The sequence below is a fragment of the Roseovarius sp. M141 genome, from assembly GCF_024355225.1.
In the GTDB taxonomy this organism is placed as follows: Bacteria; Pseudomonadota; Alphaproteobacteria; order Rhodobacterales; family Rhodobacteraceae; genus Roseovarius.
Window position 1 is genome coordinate 2,821,039 of sequence record NZ_VCNH01000008.1, and the last position, 16,883, is coordinate 2,837,921.

Consider the following 16,883-nt stretch of genomic DNA (forward strand, 5'->3'; position numbering starts at 1 on the left):
ACATTCCCAACACGATATAGCGACACATCCAAAAACAATAGTAAAGTGTCGGCGGAGCCATCCGCCGACACTCAAAATATCGCCTCAGTTTTTCACCGTATCTTCAAGGAAAAAGCGGCCCAACGGGTTCTGGAAAAACCCTTCGATATTTGACTGGGCCACGTTGCGATAGGGGCTGTAATAGAGATCGATCCAGTTGACGTCCTCTTTGGCCATCTTCTGCAGGTCGACATACATCGCCTCGCGCTTGGCCTCGTCCATTTCAACACGGGCCGCTGCCACCAGATCCTTGACCTCCGGGTTATTGTAGCGGGTCATATAATTCTGGTTTGAATCGTGGCCCAAAACGAAGGTGGTCTTTTGATCGGGATCGATCACATCCTTGGTCCAATACATCACGGAGATATCGTATTCACCCGCGACCAGCATATCCCATGTCTGGCTGGGATCCATCTTGCGCAGATTGACGGTTATACCCGCGAGGCCCAGTTGCTGCTGAAGAAGGACGGCAATCTGTTCGTCAACCTGATCGCCGGCCCTGACCAGATAATCCAAGGTAAGATCACTGGCGCCCGCGTCTGCCAGCATCTGCTTGGCTTTCTCGGGGTTGTAGGGTCGCTGAAGGTTGTCCGCATAGTGGTAAAGCGATCCCTTGGGGATGTAGGAATACGCCACCTCGCCGATGCCGAAGGTGACGGCGTCAACGATCGCCTGCTTGTCGATGGCCATATCCAGCGCCTGGCGCACCTCTTTCTGGGCCAGCGCGCCATGTTCGTGATTGATCAGCAGATGATCCTCGCGCGTGGATTGATCCAACAGCACCTTCAGGTTCGGATCGGTTTTCAGATCCTCTATCCGTGCGAAAGGCACAAAGATGGCCGCGTCGATCTCGCCTGCCTGAACCTTCAGGATACGCGTGTTATCGTCGGGGATAGATATCCACTCCACCCCGTCCAGGCTGACGCGGTCCGCCTCCCAGAAATGCGGGTTTTTCGTTAGGATCACGCGGTCACCGCGCAGCCACTCCTCGACCGAAAACGCGCCCGATCCGATAGGGCGCTCCGCATAGGCCTCGGCGCCCATTTCCTCCATCCCGGCCTTGGACAGGATCGATGCACCCGGCATTGCGAGCGAGGCCATGAACGGCGCCGACGGGCCGGACAGCTTGACCACCAGCGTATGTTCGTCAGGTGTCTCCATGCTCTCGATGATCTGATAGCTGTCGCTCCAGAGCGAGCTTGCATCGTCGCGGATGCGGGTCAGCGAAAACTTGGCGTCCTCCGAAGTAATGTCCGTACCGTCCGAGAATTTGGCTTCGCGCAGCTTGAAGGTATATTCGGTACCGTCCTCGGACACGGTCCAACTTTCGGCCAGGCCCGGCTCTAGCTTGGTGCCGGATTTATCAACGCGCACCAGCACGTCATAGACGTTCGAGAATACCCAGAAGTCGATATTCTGAGCCGTCGCAATAGGATCGAAGGTCGTGCCATCTTCGCGCCGACCAATCGTCAGCACGCCTGCGGCCTCGGCGACGCTGGTACCTGTCATCAACGCGGCAACGGCTGCGGCGGCTAGATAGCGGGTAAATTTACCTTTCAGCATTTTCCATCCTCTCTGTTGGGGTTCTGTCTGTCGTTTCTGGCAGGTTTTCCCCTGCCTTGTTCAGGGTGCCGCCCGGTGCAAGAATGCAGGCGGCGCGATGCGCACCAGCGCCCGCCAAGGGCGGCACAGTGGCGCGACATTCGGGCCTCGCCAGTGGGCAGCGCGGATGAAACGCACAGCCCTTGGGCAAGTTGACGGGGCTGGGAGGTTCTCCCGCCAGCGGATGCATGGGCAGGCTCCGGTCCGGGTCGATCTCGGGGATCGCCTCGATCAAGGAGCGGGTGTAGGGGTGACTCGGATTGGCAAAGACCTCTTCTGTCGGCCCCTCTTCGACGATCCGGCCCAGATACATCACAGCAATCCGGTCGCACAGGCGCCGCACCATCGCCAGATCATGCGCGATAAAGATCATGCCAAGATCCATCCGCTGACCCAGATCCATCAGAAGATTGATGATCTGCCCTTGGATTGACACGTCCAGCGCGGCGACGCATTCATCAGCAACGATCAAACGAGGTTCGATAGCAAGTGCGCGCGCGATGCCGATGCGCTGGCATTGCCCGCCGCTCAGATCGCCCGACCGGCGGCTCATGAGCGAGCGGTCGAGACCGACCAGGTCCATCAACTCGCCCACGCGCGTCTTGATGTCGCCTGCCGCGACTTTGTCATGGACGCGCAGCACCTCAGCAATGGTTTGGCGGACCGTCATCCGCGGATTGAGCGCGCCATAGGGGTCCTGAAAGATCATTGCGGTTTCCCGCCGCAGCCGTGCCAGATCGGCGCCGCGAGCGTGGGCCATGTCCTGCCCGTCCAGCAATACTTGGCCACCTGTCAACTCTCCCAAACGCAGGATGGCGCGGCCGAAGGTGCTTTTGCCACTGCCCGACTCGCCGACGAGGCCAACTGTTTCGCCTGCCGCGACACTCATCGACACATTGCTGACTGCGCGCAGGCTGCGCTTGGAGCCAACGCCGAAGCGCGCGCGCGCCATCGGGAACTCGACGCTCAGATCGCGCACATCCAAAAGCGTCTCAGCGCTCATGCCTCGGCCTCCGCGTTGGCGACGACCGGATGATGGCAGGCGCGCGCATGCCCCGGCTCTGCCTCGATCAACGCGGGCTGCTCGGCCTTGCACAGCGCATCGCCCGCTTCGCAGCGCGGATGAAACCGGCATCCGCTGGGCATGCGGCCAGCGGTCGGCGGCTGGCCCGATATGGTATGCACCGGCCCGCTGCCCCCGTCGGAACTGGGCTGGCAGGCGACCAGACCCGCTGTGTAGTGGTGGCGCGGCTTGCGGATCACCTGGTGTTTTGGACCGTATTCACAGATGCGGCCGGCATACATCACGGCGACGGTATCGCAGAGTTGATAGACCACACCCAGATCGTGGGTGATAAAGATGATCGACAGACCACGCTCATCGCGGAGTTGCTGCAAGAGGCGCAGGATCTGCGCCTGTACCGTAACGTCGAGCGCCGTTGTCGGCTCGTCCGCGATGAGGATCTCGGGATCGCAGGCCAGCGCCACAGCGATCATCGCCCGCTGGCGCATTCCGCCCGAAAACTCATGGGCATAAGCGTTGGCCCGCCCCTCGGGATCGGGGATACCGACCTGACGCAGAATTTCGAGCATCCGCGCCCATGCATCGCGCCGACCGACGCCCTGATGATGCCGGATACTCTCGGCGATCTGGCGCCCTATCGTCATGACCGGATCGAGATGGCTGGCCGGGTTTTGAAAGATCATCCCGATCCGGCGGCCCCTCACCTGCGGCAGATCCTTTGCAGACATAGCTAGAACGTCGCGCCCATCACTTAGCTGCACCGAGCCGCCCGTCACCTTGAGCCGACTGCTGGGTAAAAGGCGGATCAGCGCGCGGCAAGTCACGCTCTTGCCCGAGCCCGACTCGCCGACGATGCCCAATATCTCACCGGGGCGCAGATCGAACGACACAGATTCAATGATGGAATGCGAGGCGTCGGCGCCCTCATATGCGACGCTGAGATCCCGCACGCTCAGCACGGGTTTGGCCGGATCGCTCATTCGCGCACCCCCAAAGCTTCGCCAAGACCGTCAGCCATCAGGCTGAACCCCATGGCCAGCGTGACGATGGCAATGCCGGGAAAGGTGGTGATCCACCAGGCGGTTGTGATGAACCCCTGCCCTTCGGCAATCATCACGCCCCATTCCGCGACCGGTGGCTGCACACCAAGGCCAAGATAGCTGATCGCCGCGCCGTTCAGCAGCACCAGCACTGCATCCGACATCGAAAACACGACCGACCCGAGGATGGCGTTGGGCATGATATGGCGAAACATCACGCGCGTGTTGCTATACCCTAGGCTGACTGCGGCCATCGCGAAATCCGACTTTTTCAGCACCAGAAACTGCGCGCGGATGAGGCGGGCATAGGACACCCAACCGACCAGCGCCATCGCGATGTAGAAGCTGCCCAGACCGGGGCCGATGATGGTGATGATCGCCAGCATCAACACGAGGAATGGAAAGGCGAGGACCACGTCAACCACCCGCATGAAAACTGTATCCACCCAGCCGCCGAAAAAACCCGAGACACTGCCAATGATCGTGCCGAGGATAAAGGGGAAGACGACGCCAAACAGGGCGATCTGCAGATCGATCCGGCCGCCCCATATCACGCGCGACAGCATGTCCCGCCCGAAATTGTCGGTGCCCAGGGGATGCGCCCATGAGGGCGCTTGCAACCGCACCGTCGCATCCTGATATATTGGATCATAGGGCGCCAACAGCGGCGCAAACAGCGCGATCAGCAGCCATGCGATCAGGATAGCAGCGCCCAGCGCCAGCGGCGTGACGCGGCTGGCAAATGGCCAGCGGATGGCCCACGCGCGGGCACGGATCTGCGCGCGGCTCATAGCTTGATCCTCGGATCGATCGTGACGGTCAGGATATCGGCGAGGAAATTCACCAGCACTGTCGCGCAAGCAAAGACCATCGCGACGCCCTGCACCACCATGTAGTCTCGGGTAAAGATGCCCCGTACCAGAAGCTGCCCCATGCCGGGGATTGCAAACACCGTCTCGATCACGACCGATCCGCTGATGAGCCAACCGATATTGACGGCCAGGAGGTTCACTGTAGGCACAAGGGAGTTTGGTACGACATGACGCCAGAACACCGTATTTTCAGACAGCCCCCGCGCGCGCGCGGCAGTGGCCTGATCCGATTGCAACTCGGCCAGGATCGAGGCGCGCAGGTTGCGTGTGAGAACGGCCGCCAGCGCCAAACCGGACGTCAGGCACGGCAGAACCATATGATGCACCTTGGCCCAAAACGTGCGGCCATAACCTGTCACCGGGAACCAGCCCAGTTGCACGCTGAACAAAAGTATCAGCATGATTCCCAGCCAGAACGCCGGAAATCCAAGCCCGGCGGTCGAGATGATGCGGATCAGGTGATCAGCCCAACCGCCCCGCCGCCGCGCCGCAATGGCCGCCATCGGTGTCGCGATCAACAGCGCCAGCAGCACGCTGCCGATAACCAGCACCAGCGTCGGTTCGATCCGTGTCGCGATCAGCTTGAGCACGTCGACCTTGTAGAGGATAGACTTGCCCAACTCGCCCTTGAAGAGGTTCTTGACGAAGTAGAAATATTGCAGCCAAAGCGGCTCGTTCAGACCAAACTGCTCGCGCACACGGCGCAGCGCCTCTTCGGTCGTGCGCGGCCCTAGAAGGACACGCGCCGGATCACCGGGGATCGAGCGAACCATCACAAACGTGATGATACTTATGCCCACCAAGACCGGAATCAGCTGAAACGGACGGTAGAGGACAAAGCGGTATCGGCTCATCCGGATACCCCGTCAACGCGGTCGAGAAACGCCGTGAGCGCGGCGCGATAGGCCTCGGGCTCTTCGTAAAAGGGTGAATGCGAGGAATTGGCAAAAATCTCGATCTGCGAGTCGGGCAGCACCTGATGCATTCTCATGCCGCAGACAGGTGCCAAGGCGTCATGCGTGCCCTGAATAACGAAACAGGGCCAGTTGAAATCCTTGAGAGCGCCCAGCCGGTTCCAGTCTTTCAGGTTGCCGGTGTAGTGGTACTCGTTCGCGCCCTGCATGGTTTCGAAGATCGGATAGTTGAAGCCCTCCTTGGACCTTTGAACGGGTTTTGGACGCTCATTCAGACGCCGGATATGGCGGTGATCAAGCAAGGTGATCGCCGCCGCGTAGGCTGGATGATCGAACCATCCCATCGCCTCGTATCGCTGCATCATCATGACCGTCTCCGAACCCAGCGCATTTCGGTGCCGCTCAATCTGTTGCAGTAGATGCGGCATGTCGGCACAGGTATTGGCCAATATCATGCTACGCAGACGGGCCGGATGACGCAGGGCATATTCAATACCGCACCAGCCGCCCCAAGAATGGCCTAGAAAATGCACAGATCCGAGTCCAAGCGCATCCAGCACCGCCTCAACCTCATCCGCGTAGCGGGTGATTTCCCACAAAGCTGGATCGGTGGGTGCGTCAGACGCGCCGGTGCCGAGCTGATCATAGGTGACCACACGAAATCCCTCATCCGCCAGCGGCACATGCGGGTCGCGCAGATAGTCACTGGGCAGACCCGGCCCGCCATTGAGGCAAAAGAGCACCCGCTCGCCCGTGCCATAGCTATAGGCCGTCACGCGACCATGCGGCGTCTCGATCTGCGTTACTTCGTCGGCAGCGCGATCATCCCAAACGCGAAAACCATGGGTCAGACGCCCCGTTTCGGCCATTCCAGAAATCATGCCGTCGACGTCCTCTCAAGAAATTTCAGCAATGCCGGATAGTAGGCGTGCGGTTCTTCAAAGAAGGGCATGTGGCTGCTGTTAGGGAAAACATGCAACTCGACATCGGGCAGCACCTCCTTCATGCGCCGCGCGCAAGCAGGGGTCAGTTCGTCATGCTGGCCGGTGGTGATAAGGCACGGCACCTTGATCTTGTGCATGTCCGGGATGCGATTCCAGTTTGCCATGTTACCAGTATACAGAAATTCGTTCGGCCCCTGCATCGTTTCGTATGGCCCCATATTCCAATCATCCAGCGAGCGTTTCACCGGCGCAGGCCATTCATCCAACCGGCAAACATGGCGATAATTCAGCAGCGTGACAGCCGCCTGATATTCAGGATGATCCAGCGTTCCCATCGCTTCGTGGCGCTGCATCATCGCCACCGTCTCAGACCCCAAGGCGTCGCGCAGGCGGTTCAACTCGGACACCAGATGCGGAATGTCGGCAGCCGTGTTTTCAAGTATCAGCGTTTTCAGGCTATCAGGATAGGTCAGCGCATACTCTATGCCCAGCCAGCCGCCCCATGATTGGCCGATGAAATGCACTTTACCGAGGCCCAGCGCCGTGCGCACTGTCTCGGTCTCTTCCACATAGCGCTGGATGGTCCAAAGGGCGGGATCGGTCGGTCGATCCGACGCGCCGGTGCCCAATTGGTCCCACGCGACGACCCGGTATCCTTTTTCAGCAAGGCACGAATGCGAGTCTCGCAGGTAGTCGCAGGGCAGTCCCGGCCCGCCATTTGCGCAGAGCACGACATTGTCGCCGTTGCCAAAGCTGTAGGTTTTGACGGTGTAACCGTCTACCGTGACGTCCTGCACGTCATCCGGCTGGATTTCTGACCACATAACGGATTCCTCTCATTTTCATCGCGATGCTAGCGGCAGTGATGAGTGGGCGTCCACCTATCAATTTTGATAGACGCTCGGCGGATTCGGTATAGTCCACCAAAGTCAGTCTGATAGAGCGGCAGTCCGGTCGGTGCTGCCAGACAGATTCGAAGCAGTCTCCGAATAGACAGTGTCGCTGTCTCTTATGACGCGCAGAGACCGCGCCGCTCGGCAAGAGCGGCGGCGCGGTTCAGCTTGAAAATGGGTCGACTTGAGAGGCTGCGCTCCTGATCTAAATGATTGTAGAGGGAGGCGTGACCGGAGGCCAACTTCTGTCGGCTTCGCAATCGCCTGAAACGTAACATCGCCCGCTCCTGTCTTCGAAACGGCAGATGCAAATTCTCTGCCCTACTGTTCAACCAGCATCTGAACCGCGCCGGGTTCGCCCGAGGCTGATTTGTCTTAGCAACGCGGCGATGTCTGATCTTTCCAGAGCTGTATAGAACTTTGCCTCTGCCTCGGCTGGTGGGATGTTCCCGATGGGTTCGAGAAGACGGCGGTTATTGAACCAGTCGAGCCATTCGAGCGTGGCATACTCGACAGCCTTAAAGTCCGGCCAAGGCCCACGGGGACGTTTGACTTCGGCTTTGAACAAGCCATTGATCTCGGCCAAGGCATTGTCATAGGCATCCCCGACGCTGCCAACCGAAGGTGCTATTTTGGCTTCGGCCAACCGCTCTGTGTATTTAATCGACAAATATTGCGATCCGCGGTCCGAATGATGCACGAGCTTGTCCTGCGCGGGCCTGCGTTGATGAATGGCTCGCTCCAAAGCATCCAAGACGAAGTCGGCGTGCCGTGCGGCTTGCCCGCCAACCGACGATCCGACGGGCAAACACATCGATCACGAAGGCAACGTAGACAAAGCCCCGCTAGGTCGCGACATATGTGAAGTCATCGTCCATTGTCCTTGGACCAGTGGCGGACAAAGAACGATCCCACAGCACGTTCGGCGCGGGCGCATGGAACTGGCGGTTCACCCGGTCCAGCGGGCACGCCAGTGCTTTGTCGGGGGTCGTCGTTCTGGGCTTCTTGCCACGAATGACGCCCTCGATCTCAATATCCTTCATGAGGCGGGAAGCGGTGCAACGTGCAATGGCAAAGCCTTCCCTGCGCATCTGATGCCAGACCTTTCTCACGCCATACACGCGGAGGTTTTCCTCAAATACCCGCTCGATCTCGGGCTTCAGTTCAGTATCACGCTGCGCCCGCGCCGACAGACGCGACGGATCCGATCGCTTGGCCAGATGGTCGTAAAACGTCGCTGGGGCAATCGGCAACGCGCGGCAGATTGGCTCGACCCCAAGATCGGTACGGTGTACTTCTATGAACTGGATCATCGTTTGAACGGGCGGTCGAGCTCCGCCTGGGCAAAATACGCTGATGCCTTGGAAGGATCTCGTTGGCTTGCTTGAGTTCGCGAACCTCGCGTTCCAAGGCCTTCATCTTCTCTGCCATCTCGGTCGTGGCGCCGCCACGCTGGCCCGTATCAACTTCGACCTTTTTGACCCACTCGTTCAGCGTTTGTGGTGCGCAGCCAATCTTCGACGAAATTGACAGGATCGCCGACCAGCGGCTCTCATGCTGCCCTTGATTGTCCAAAACCATGCGAACGGCTCGTTCGCGCACTTCGGGGAATATTTGTTCGTTGTTTTGTTCATGATGCTCCATCCTATTCATGAGTTGGAGCCTCCGGCAAACCCGGCGCGGTTCAGTTGCGCCAAACTTCTCCCTGCCCCCTTACGCTCCGATGTCCTCGCGACCTACAGCGGGCTTATGCCGCTGCGGCCGGAGACTGGTAGACGCCGCCCCGGGCCATATAATCAGGCCGGTAGGCATACCGCTCCCAGCCCGCCTCAATCATTCTGTCGTGGATCGCCTGCGCGAGCGCACCGGCCTCTTCGAAGGGTAGCGGCTCCATCGGCAGCACCGACCTCAAGCTGTCCAGCCACAGGGCCGTGTAACGGACCACGATGATGCGCCCCGGCGGTATTTCCACCGGATCGCACTGGTCATCGCTGCAGCGGATTGCATAGCCGTCCGGCCCCTCGGTGGCCGAGGCGGGCGTCTCGAAATAGAGAGCGCCTATATCCTTCTGCCCATCGAGATCGTTCTGGAGGTCGATGCCGTTGCGCTTCTGGAAATCCGTGATGGTGTCGAGAAGATGACTCGTCAGCACTTTGAGAGGCTCCATTACGATATTTTCCGATGCATCGTCACGGTCCCAGACCCACCACACGTCCTGAATCGCACCGATGACCGCCACCGAAAGCGCCGGAGCTCCGCGCCGCAGATCACTTCTCCGGCCGCCAGTCGGGATCGTCCAGCCAGATATCGATACCTATGTCCTTGTTCCTGTCGCCGGTAATGGCTTCGCGACGCGCTTCGAGGAGATCGTAAAAATCGGATGGATAAGTCAGCCACCCGACGGTCAGGATGTATCGGTCGGGATAGTCGTCCGGTAACGGCGTTCCCGGAACCGGCGGCGCGCTGGGACCGGGCGGCAGAGCGTTGTAGTATTTGATCACGATGGAAACGCGCGCCTCGTCATCGCCGCATCCGACCATCAGGGCATAGGTATGACGAGGCGTCGTGCCGATCGTCTCGGCAATAGATTGCGGGCTGACCTCGGGGCGGTATCGCTTCGTCTCCCACCCGCCCTGCTCGAGCCTGCGGTAGATATCCTCGGCCATGGCGCGGGCATCCTCGAACTCCAGCGGCTCCATCGGCAGCACGGAGGTAATGCCGTCGATCTTCGGCCCGACATAACCGATCTGAACGTAACGCCCGGCGGGCAGCGTGGCACCGCAGCCGCCGCTCTTGTAAGTGACGATATACCCGTCCGGATCGCTGCTGACCGAGGCGCGCGCCTGAAAGGCGAAGATGCCTTGGTCCGACCGCCCATGATAATCGGCTTCGCGATCCAATCCGTTGCTCTTGGAAAAGTCCGAAACGGTATCGTTCAGCCCTACGACCAGCTCCACTGCGGGTTTGGCCATCTGTTCACCTCTCATTCCATAACCTAATATCGCGATCCCGATCAGAGCACCCAGCCCAAAAATGATGATCCATTGGCGCCGGCTCAATTGATACCCTCAATCCGATACATCTCATTCAGGAGCGCTTCGTAATAATCCACTCTGTCACGGGGATTCGAGATGCTTCCCTCAAGCGGAACCAACCCGTCGCGCGTGCAGGTCCTGGCAATGGGAATCGAGGTCATGTCTTGAAACACATTGACGGTGTCGATTGCCGCCATCGTCTGGAACGTGCCTGGCCAACGCGCATAGACCGGTTGGACGACCTCCTCCTGCTCATAACGTGCGATGGTGTTCGCCGCGCGGCGCAAATCCCCGTCTCGCATCTGCTTCATCGCTCTCACGATGTTCTCGTTGACCTCTATCTCGCCATTCTCGACACATTCCAGAAACCGGTCGATGCCGCAATTCGCGGCCATGCGATTGGGCGGATAGATGCTCTCGAATATCGCCACGTTGGCATCCCCCAAGGCGGCCAGCCCGTTTTGCGGGAAGTCGGATACCGCGCCCGGCCAGTTCTGCGAGGGGTTCGTGAACTGCCGCATCGCGCACCCGCCCTGCACCGAAACGTAGGAGGCAAGCCGCACCCAGTGGTTCTCGGGCATGTCGCGGGCAAGATCGCTATAGGCCTGCGTTATGCGCCCGTTGCGCATGACCTCGGCGGGTACTTCGCGGTAGGACCCTTCCGCCATGTTGAAGTCCACCGCTCCCGGCCCCTGCCGCCTGATCTGGTTCACTTCATCGTGCGCCTGCGCCATCGCCTCTTCGCAATTGTCCGGACATGTCCCTACGGAGGAGAATGAGGAGCTGGTGGTGCTCAGCGGGGCATCTTGAGGCATCAGGTAGGCTTTCGCGTCTTGGGGGCGGACAGCAGCATGCAGCGCAGTGTCGTACATTTCCTTTCCTGTGACCAGCCCGGGCGATTGAGTGTCGCGACCACGTCAGGCCGGTCCAACACCTTTACGTCATGGTGCCAGGCGATCTCGACCATGTCGGCGACGTGCCGGTCCGACCGCAGTGGCGTGCGGGCGATTACCGCACGGCGCAAGTCGCGCACGCGGTAACGTACGTGTTCAGAGTCCATTGCAGCCACCGCCGGGTCCGCCTGGGTGAGGTGGCGCGCAATGGCCGCGTCGAGCGGCACCGCGCGGGCGTCTTCGAGAAGATCCACCTGCCGCGCTTCCAAGGTGAGCGGCCTGTCGGCTTCGACAAGTTTCATTTCGATATCTTCGGGCGAAGGGGGATCTACATGGACCACGTGAGACGCGGACCCATCGGGTACATCGGAAAGGTCCGGCACCACGGCAAAGAGGGCCCGAGCGGGGCCGAGCATCCGCACGATCTGTTCGGGTTGCAAAAGTGGTGCCAGCGCCGCCATCACCCGGCCGTCGGCATGGCGAAACCCGACCTCCTCATAGCCTGTCACGACAGGATGCCGGGGGCGCGGGCGCCGCGCGAGGCAGATGAGGTTGAGCCCCCGCAGATGGCGGCGCAGGGTTTCGGCATCCTCATCCACAGCCCCGTCGGCAGCACAATTATCGGCGGACAGCGCCCAGAACACCGGACCGAGCTGTGCGTGGCGTTCAATCAGAAGTGCAAGCGCGTAATGGGTCGCATCGTCATCGTTGGGCATGATGCTGACGCCCCCGAAAAGGCCGCCCCCCGTTTCGTCACCAACATCCATCGCATCCAGCGCCGCCTTGGCCAGTGCGTCCGACCGCGCATCGGGGTCAGCTTCGGGGATGCCTGCGGCAAGGTCCGCAACGGCGATAGGGTCGAGCGGTGCGCGGTCGGGCAGGATCATCCAGGGGCCCGCATCGATCTGGACACGCGGAAGGGTACCGCCCAGAAGTGGCCTTATTCCCTTTTCTATCAGGGCCTCGCGGAACCAGTTCGCGTCGTATCCCCGATCTCCCGGCAGCCAGTCGGTCGCGGGCAGGCCGTTCACCAAAGCCTTGGCCCCGGTTTAGATGGAGTGGTTGCCGCCCTCCCCGACGGCATCGCAATGTGCCAAGGTTGTGGTGTTCAAGGCCACACAACAGAGAGGACGGCGAGATGAACGATATGATGATCGGAGTCGATCTGGCAAAAAATGTTTTTCAGGTCCACGCAGCCCTGCGTTCGGGGGAGGTGCAGTTTCGCAAGAAACTTACGCGACAGCAGTTCCCCGCGTTCATGGCCCAGCAGGCCCCCTGCCTGATCATCTTCGAAGCCTGTGGTGGCGCGCACTACTGGGCGCGCGAAATGGAAGCGCTTGGGCACGAGGTGAAGCTGATCGCGCCGCAATACGTGCGCCCGTTCGTGAAGCGCCAGAAGAATGACGCCGCCGATGCTGAGGCGATCGTCATCGCGGCCCGCCAGGCCGAGATGCGCTTCGTGGAGCCCAAGACAGTTGAGCAGCAGTCCCGCGCGGCGGTTTTCCGTGGCCGGGAGCGGCTAGTTCATCAGCGCACCGCGGATGTGAACGCCTTGCGGGCTCTGCTGTATGAGCATGGCGACGTCTTTCCCGTAGGAATACGCTACCTTGATCGCATGACAGCGCTTGTGGACGATGATACTTCAGATTTGCCCGCGCTGATCCGGGAGGAGTGCCAGGACCTGCTGGCGCCGACTGCAGACCATGCCAGGCGTCGGCCCGCTGACGGCCATCGCGGTGGAAGCTTTCGGGCCCGACATGGCGCATTTTAAAACCGGGCGCAACTTTGCGGCTTGGTTGGGCCTTGTACCCAGGCAGCATTCCTCGGGCGGCAAGGAGCGCTTGGGGCGGATGACCAAAGCCGGTCAGGCCGACATCCGACGCCTTCTGGTCATGGGCGCAATGTCGCGACTGGGCTGGCTTGGGCGGCGCACTCTTGCGCAGGGCAACTGGCTGTCACGCATGTTAGCGCGCAAACCCACCATGCTGGTCGCAATCGCGCTGGCCAACAAGATGGCGCGGCAGATCTGGGCGATGTTAACAAAAAACGAGGATTACAAGGATCCGGCGCTGGCAGTCGCGGCATGATGCGCATGTCGAACCGCTAGCGACGGTGCCAAGGGGGTGTGAGAAGACGACGACCTGAATGGGCAAAATGATCGAACAGATCCGGATTGAGAAAACCAGTTCAGCGATACGAGCTGAAAGCTCGAGGTGTAGATTTGGACCCAATCCGCTGATCACCATCCCGGCCCGCGGCTAATGGAAGTGCCGCATCACGAGGCCTGACAGAAGTTCGCACTCGATCACGCGCAAGTAGGGTCAAAAAATTCTTGCATCACGGGCGGCAACCACAGAAGTCGCTGACCTGGCCTGCGGTCATGAAGAACTTGAGCGGCCGTCCAATCGTGTCGGTGACAGCATGCAGCTTCGTCCCTCTCGTCGATTGTTCCAATTGCCTGCCGGGCAACGGGTCATGCCGCCCTTCGTTCGCCCTATCAGACGTCCATGCCCCCTTTTTCACCCGCAGGCTCGAGGCCGTGCGGTGTGCTTTGACCCTCTCGTGGTTTGTAGGCAAACCCCTGCCGGGCAGCGGATAGGTTGCATCAATCGAGATTGTCTTGTGGTCGGGTGCCTCGGCGGCCAGGCCCGTCATGATTCGCGCGAACACCCCATGTCGCTCCACCGTTTCCAGCGGTTGTAGAGGGTCTTGTGCGGACCATACTCCCGGGGAGCATCGCGCCAGAGCAACCCATTGCGATTTATGACGATAATGCCACTCAGAACGCGCCGGTCGCCGACACGCGGCACCCCATGGCTCTTCGGAAATATGGCCGAAGCCGCGCTATCTGATCTTCGCTCAGCCCGTAAAGATTGCTCATCAGCCCCCCCATCACTCCGGGAGCTTGAATCATCAAGGACTCGTAGCTTCAAGCCAATCAATGGGTCCAGAGCCTAGGTTAGAAGGATTGGCTGAGGGTTGAAACGCGCCGTTCGATATAATGCGAATGTGCATGATTAATTGCCTTATGATGCATAATCCGGCTTTGGCGCGGTCGTCAGGATACCTTGGCGGGCGTCAACGAGTCGCAGAGCCATCTTTGACAAAAGGGGGGGCATTCATCGTGCCCTCAACTTCTCGCAAGACCGACAATGCCTCCGGCCACGGCTGTTTTCCACCTTCTGTCGCTACAGTTGGTAGCCCGAATGTTGACATCAACGACGTCCCCGCTCTGCGACAAGGTGATGCCGTAGCGGCACATGGCTGTCGTAGTTATTCACCACATGGCCGGGCCGTCGCGGGCGAATCGCCCACCGTGTCTGTGAATGGTCGTCCGTTGGCCCGGATCGGGAACGGGATTTATTGTGGCGGGACGATGGAGGCAGGCTCTCCGAATGTGTTGGCAGACGATGGCGGCTGAGGCAAGGCAGAGCGAGGCGGCGGAACCCGCCACGCCTCAAGGGGAACTGTTGCATTAATCTGAATGGTTTGGAAGTTGATCGATAAATTGCAAATCGCGGACTATATGTGGACACACTGACTCACAGAACGGCTAAATACAGATTTGCCCTGCCCGCATGAAGTCAGGGTTTTAGTTAATGCAACAGCCCCATCTTAACCCCACCTTGTCAGTCTCGTGTCGTCTCGCGGAACTCCACGCTTCTCAGTCTCGGGATTATCAGGCGTTGCAAGAAATGCCTTCGTGCCGTTCAAGGCGGGAAACGCCTTGCCCACAGCGCGTCAACGTCATGTTATGCGTTAACAAATTAGCGCAGGATGAATTGATGACGAACCGCACCTATTACGCACCGACGGGCGGGCTGCCCCCTCAGACGCAACTTTTGACCGATCGGGCGATGTTCACCGATGCTTATGCGGTCATCCCCAAAGGTACGTTCAGCGACATCGTGGCAAGCTTTCTGCCGTTCTGGGATCAGGCGCGATTCTGGGTGCTGGCACGGCCGCTATCGGGCTTTGCCGAGACGTTCTCGCAATACATCGCCGAAGTCGCACCCGGCGGCGGAAGCGACCGCCCGGAAACCGAAGCAGGCATTCAATCGGTCCTCTTCGTGGTCGAGGGCGCCATCGACGTCACCATCGCCGGTAAGATGCACAGCATGGTCGAAGGCGGCTATGCCTACATCCCCGCGAACACGGAATGGAGCCTGCGCAACACCAGTGCAGCTGCTGCGCGGTTCCACTGGGTGCGCAAGGTCTATCAGGCGCTCGAAGGGCTGGATACGCCCGAACCGCTGGTTCTGAACGAAAACGACATCGCCCCGACCGAGATGCCCGACACCGGCGGCGTCTGGGCCACCACACGTTTCGTCGATCCCGAGGATCTGCGCCACGACATGCATGTGACCGTCGTGACCTTTCAGCCCGGCGGCGTCATTCCGTTCGCGGAAACCCATGTGATGGAGCACGGGCTATACGTGCTGGAAGGCAAGGCGGTCTATCGTTTGAATCAGGACTGGGTCGAGGTCGAGGCAGGCGATTACATGTGGCTGCGGGCCTTTTGCCCGCAGGCTTGCTATGCGGGCGGTCCGGGGCCGTTCCGCTACCTGCTGTATAAGGACGTGAACCGTCACATGCCCTTCCCCAAGGGTTAAGGCACGCCTATCACGTCGCACCGTCCGGCGCACCCAGGCTGCGGGACAGCTCCTGGGCGGCGGACTGGACCTGCGCGGCGATCGAGTGGATGCGGGTTTCCGTCATGCGCTGCGTGGGGCCGGACACCGAAATGCCTGCAATCACCTCTCCGAACATGTTGATGATCGGGGCGGCGACGCAGCGCATGCCCACCGTCTTTTCCTCGTTATCAAAGGCCCAGCCGCGCGCGCGGGTACGGGCAAGTTCGGCCTTGAGCCCGTCTGGCGACGTCATCGTGTTACGCGTGAATGCCTCCAGCCGACCGTCGCGGAACAGCCCGGCAAGACGCTCGGGCGTGAAATGTGACAACAGCGCCTTGCCGATCCCCGAAGCGTGCATCGGCGACTGGGTGCCAGGCGGGAAAAAGGCGCGAATTGTCTCATGCGTTTCGACCTGACTGACGAACATGACATTGCCGTTCATCTCAATCCCCAGATTCGATGTCTCGCCCGTCTTTTCCATCAAGTCGCGCATCATGGGCCGGCTGCGCTCGACCAGATCGCTGCGCCGCAGGAAGGCCGAGCCGAGCCGAAACGCCATCGCGCCGATCCACCAAGTCTGATTGTGACGATCCGCCTCGACAAAATTGCGCGCCTCAAGCGTGCCGAGAACCCGGTGCATGGTGGCGGGCGACTGCGCCAGCTCATTGGCGATTTCGGTCAGGGTCAGCCCCGGCTGCGCCGCCAGCAGATCCAGCACGTCGAGCGCGCGATCCAGCGACTGGATCACCCCTTGTGCAGGTTTGTCGTAAAAGCTCTTGGGGCGACCCTTGCGCCTTGGTTCCTGTGCCATTGCGGCCCCCTTTAATGAAATTCCGATATCTCTTTCATTCTATAATTGAAAATTAATTCCACACAATGAAAAAATCTATCATTTTGTAATTTCATTGTTTTTAACGATTTATCAACATATTGAAATTCCATTTCAAAAAAGTATGGCGATTGCAGCCTGCGTCCTATTGTCGTCAACAACGC

General features: G+C 60.0%; 13 protein-coding genes, 5 pseudogenes and 1 other annotated feature. Of the genes and pseudogenes, 3 read left to right on the forward strand and 15 right to left on the reverse strand.

Translation table 11 applies throughout. The annotated features are described in order from the left end of the window. Positions 1–84 precede the first annotated feature (84 nt). From FGD77_RS17575 to FGD77_RS17635, 13 genes and pseudogenes are all read right to left on the reverse strand, one after another. On the reverse strand, positions 85–1,602 hold the full coding sequence (locus tag FGD77_RS17575; protein ID WP_255011662.1) for an ABC transporter substrate-binding protein: 1,518 nt from the start codon (positions 1,600–1,602) through the stop codon (positions 85–87). Continuing rightward, positions 1,589–2,644 (reverse strand): ABC transporter ATP-binding protein, encoded by a 1,056-nt coding sequence (locus FGD77_RS17580; protein WP_255011670.1) that lies wholly within the window; start codon positions 2,642–2,644, stop codon positions 1,589–1,591. Before FGD77_RS17580 ends, FGD77_RS17575 begins: the two co-directional genes overlap by 14 nt. After that, positions 2,641–3,645: an ABC transporter ATP-binding protein gene (locus tag FGD77_RS17585; RefSeq protein WP_255011677.1), complete on the reverse strand. Its 1,005-nt coding sequence runs from the start codon at positions 3,643–3,645 to the stop codon at positions 2,641–2,643. Before FGD77_RS17585 ends, FGD77_RS17580 begins: the two co-directional genes overlap by 4 nt. Beyond that, positions 3,642–4,496: an ABC transporter permease gene (locus FGD77_RS17590; protein WP_255011678.1), complete on the reverse strand. Its 855-nt coding sequence runs from the start codon at positions 4,494–4,496 to the stop codon at positions 3,642–3,644. The genes FGD77_RS17585 and FGD77_RS17590 overlap by 4 nt, the downstream gene beginning before the upstream one ends. Then, positions 4,493–5,431, reverse strand: coding sequence for an ABC transporter permease (locus FGD77_RS17595; RefSeq protein WP_255011679.1), 939 nt, complete (start codon positions 5,429–5,431; stop codon positions 4,493–4,495). The genes FGD77_RS17590 and FGD77_RS17595 overlap by 4 nt, the downstream gene beginning before the upstream one ends. Next, positions 5,428–6,372, reverse strand: a complete 945-nt coding sequence (locus FGD77_RS17600; protein ID WP_255011682.1) for a proline iminopeptidase-family hydrolase — start codon at positions 6,370–6,372, stop codon at positions 5,428–5,430. The genes FGD77_RS17595 and FGD77_RS17600 overlap by 4 nt, the downstream gene beginning before the upstream one ends. Then, positions 6,369–7,259: a proline iminopeptidase-family hydrolase gene (locus FGD77_RS17605; RefSeq protein ID WP_255011684.1), complete on the reverse strand. Its 891-nt coding sequence runs from the start codon at positions 7,257–7,259 to the stop codon at positions 6,369–6,371. Before FGD77_RS17605 ends, FGD77_RS17600 begins: the two co-directional genes overlap by 4 nt. 185 nt (positions 7,260–7,444) lie before the next feature. Further along, a pseudogene (locus tag FGD77_RS17610) lies at positions 7,445–7,663 on the reverse strand (IS6 family transposase); the annotation flags it as partial. Then, a pseudogene (locus FGD77_RS17615) lies at positions 7,657–8,962 on the reverse strand (IS3 family transposase). The pseudogenes FGD77_RS17610 and FGD77_RS17615, both read right to left, overlap by 7 nt. Next, positions 8,567–8,683: a sequence feature (AL1L pseudoknot), on the reverse strand. It overlaps the preceding pseudogene by 117 nt. Before the next feature lie 113 nt (positions 8,963–9,075). After that, on the reverse strand, positions 9,076–9,567 hold the full coding sequence (locus FGD77_RS17620) for a hypothetical protein (RefSeq protein ID WP_255011687.1): 492 nt from the start codon (positions 9,565–9,567) through the stop codon (positions 9,076–9,078). A 28-nt stretch (positions 9,568–9,595) separates the two neighbouring features. After that, a complete protein-coding gene (locus tag FGD77_RS17625; protein ID WP_255011690.1) occupies positions 9,596–10,300 on the reverse strand; it encodes a hypothetical protein in 705 nt (234 codons plus the stop codon). 83 nt (positions 10,301–10,383) lie between these two features. Further along, on the reverse strand, positions 10,384–11,178 hold the full coding sequence (locus FGD77_RS17630; RefSeq protein ID WP_255011693.1) for a hypothetical protein: 795 nt from the start codon (positions 11,176–11,178) through the stop codon (positions 10,384–10,386). 1,016 nt (positions 11,179–12,194) lie between these two features. Next, positions 12,195–12,305: pseudogene (locus FGD77_RS17635) on the reverse strand (IS5/IS1182 family transposase); the annotation flags it as partial. Positions 12,306–12,394: 89 nt separating this feature from the next. Here FGD77_RS17635 and FGD77_RS17640 point away from each other — a divergent pair. Next, a pseudogene (locus FGD77_RS17640) lies at positions 12,395–13,343 on the forward strand (IS110 family transposase). Between the two features lie 262 nt (positions 13,344–13,605). Here the strand turns inward: FGD77_RS17640 and FGD77_RS17645 are convergent. Beyond that, positions 13,606–14,137 (reverse strand): annotated as a pseudogene (locus tag FGD77_RS17645) (transposase); the annotation flags it as partial. A gap of 150 nt (positions 14,138–14,287) precedes the next feature. Between FGD77_RS17645 and FGD77_RS22500 the strand changes: the two are divergent. Both FGD77_RS22500 and FGD77_RS17650 read left to right on the forward strand, forming a co-directional pair. Next, positions 14,288–14,677: a PAAR domain-containing protein gene (locus FGD77_RS22500; protein WP_369682768.1), complete on the forward strand. Its 390-nt coding sequence runs from the start codon at positions 14,288–14,290 to the stop codon at positions 14,675–14,677. Positions 14,678–15,041: 364 nt separating this feature from the next. Beyond that, entirely contained in the window at positions 15,042–15,869 is an 828-nt protein-coding gene (locus tag FGD77_RS17650) for a bifunctional allantoicase/(S)-ureidoglycine aminohydrolase (protein WP_255011696.1), read from the forward strand. A 10-nt stretch (positions 15,870–15,879) separates the two neighbouring features. On the opposite strand, the gene bhcR is transcribed toward FGD77_RS17650, so the two are convergent. Further along, on the reverse strand, positions 15,880–16,701 hold the full coding sequence (bhcR, locus tag FGD77_RS17655) for an HTH-type transcriptional regulator BhcR (protein WP_255011698.1): 822 nt from the start codon (positions 16,699–16,701) through the stop codon (positions 15,880–15,882). Positions 16,702–16,883: the final 182 nt, after the last annotated feature.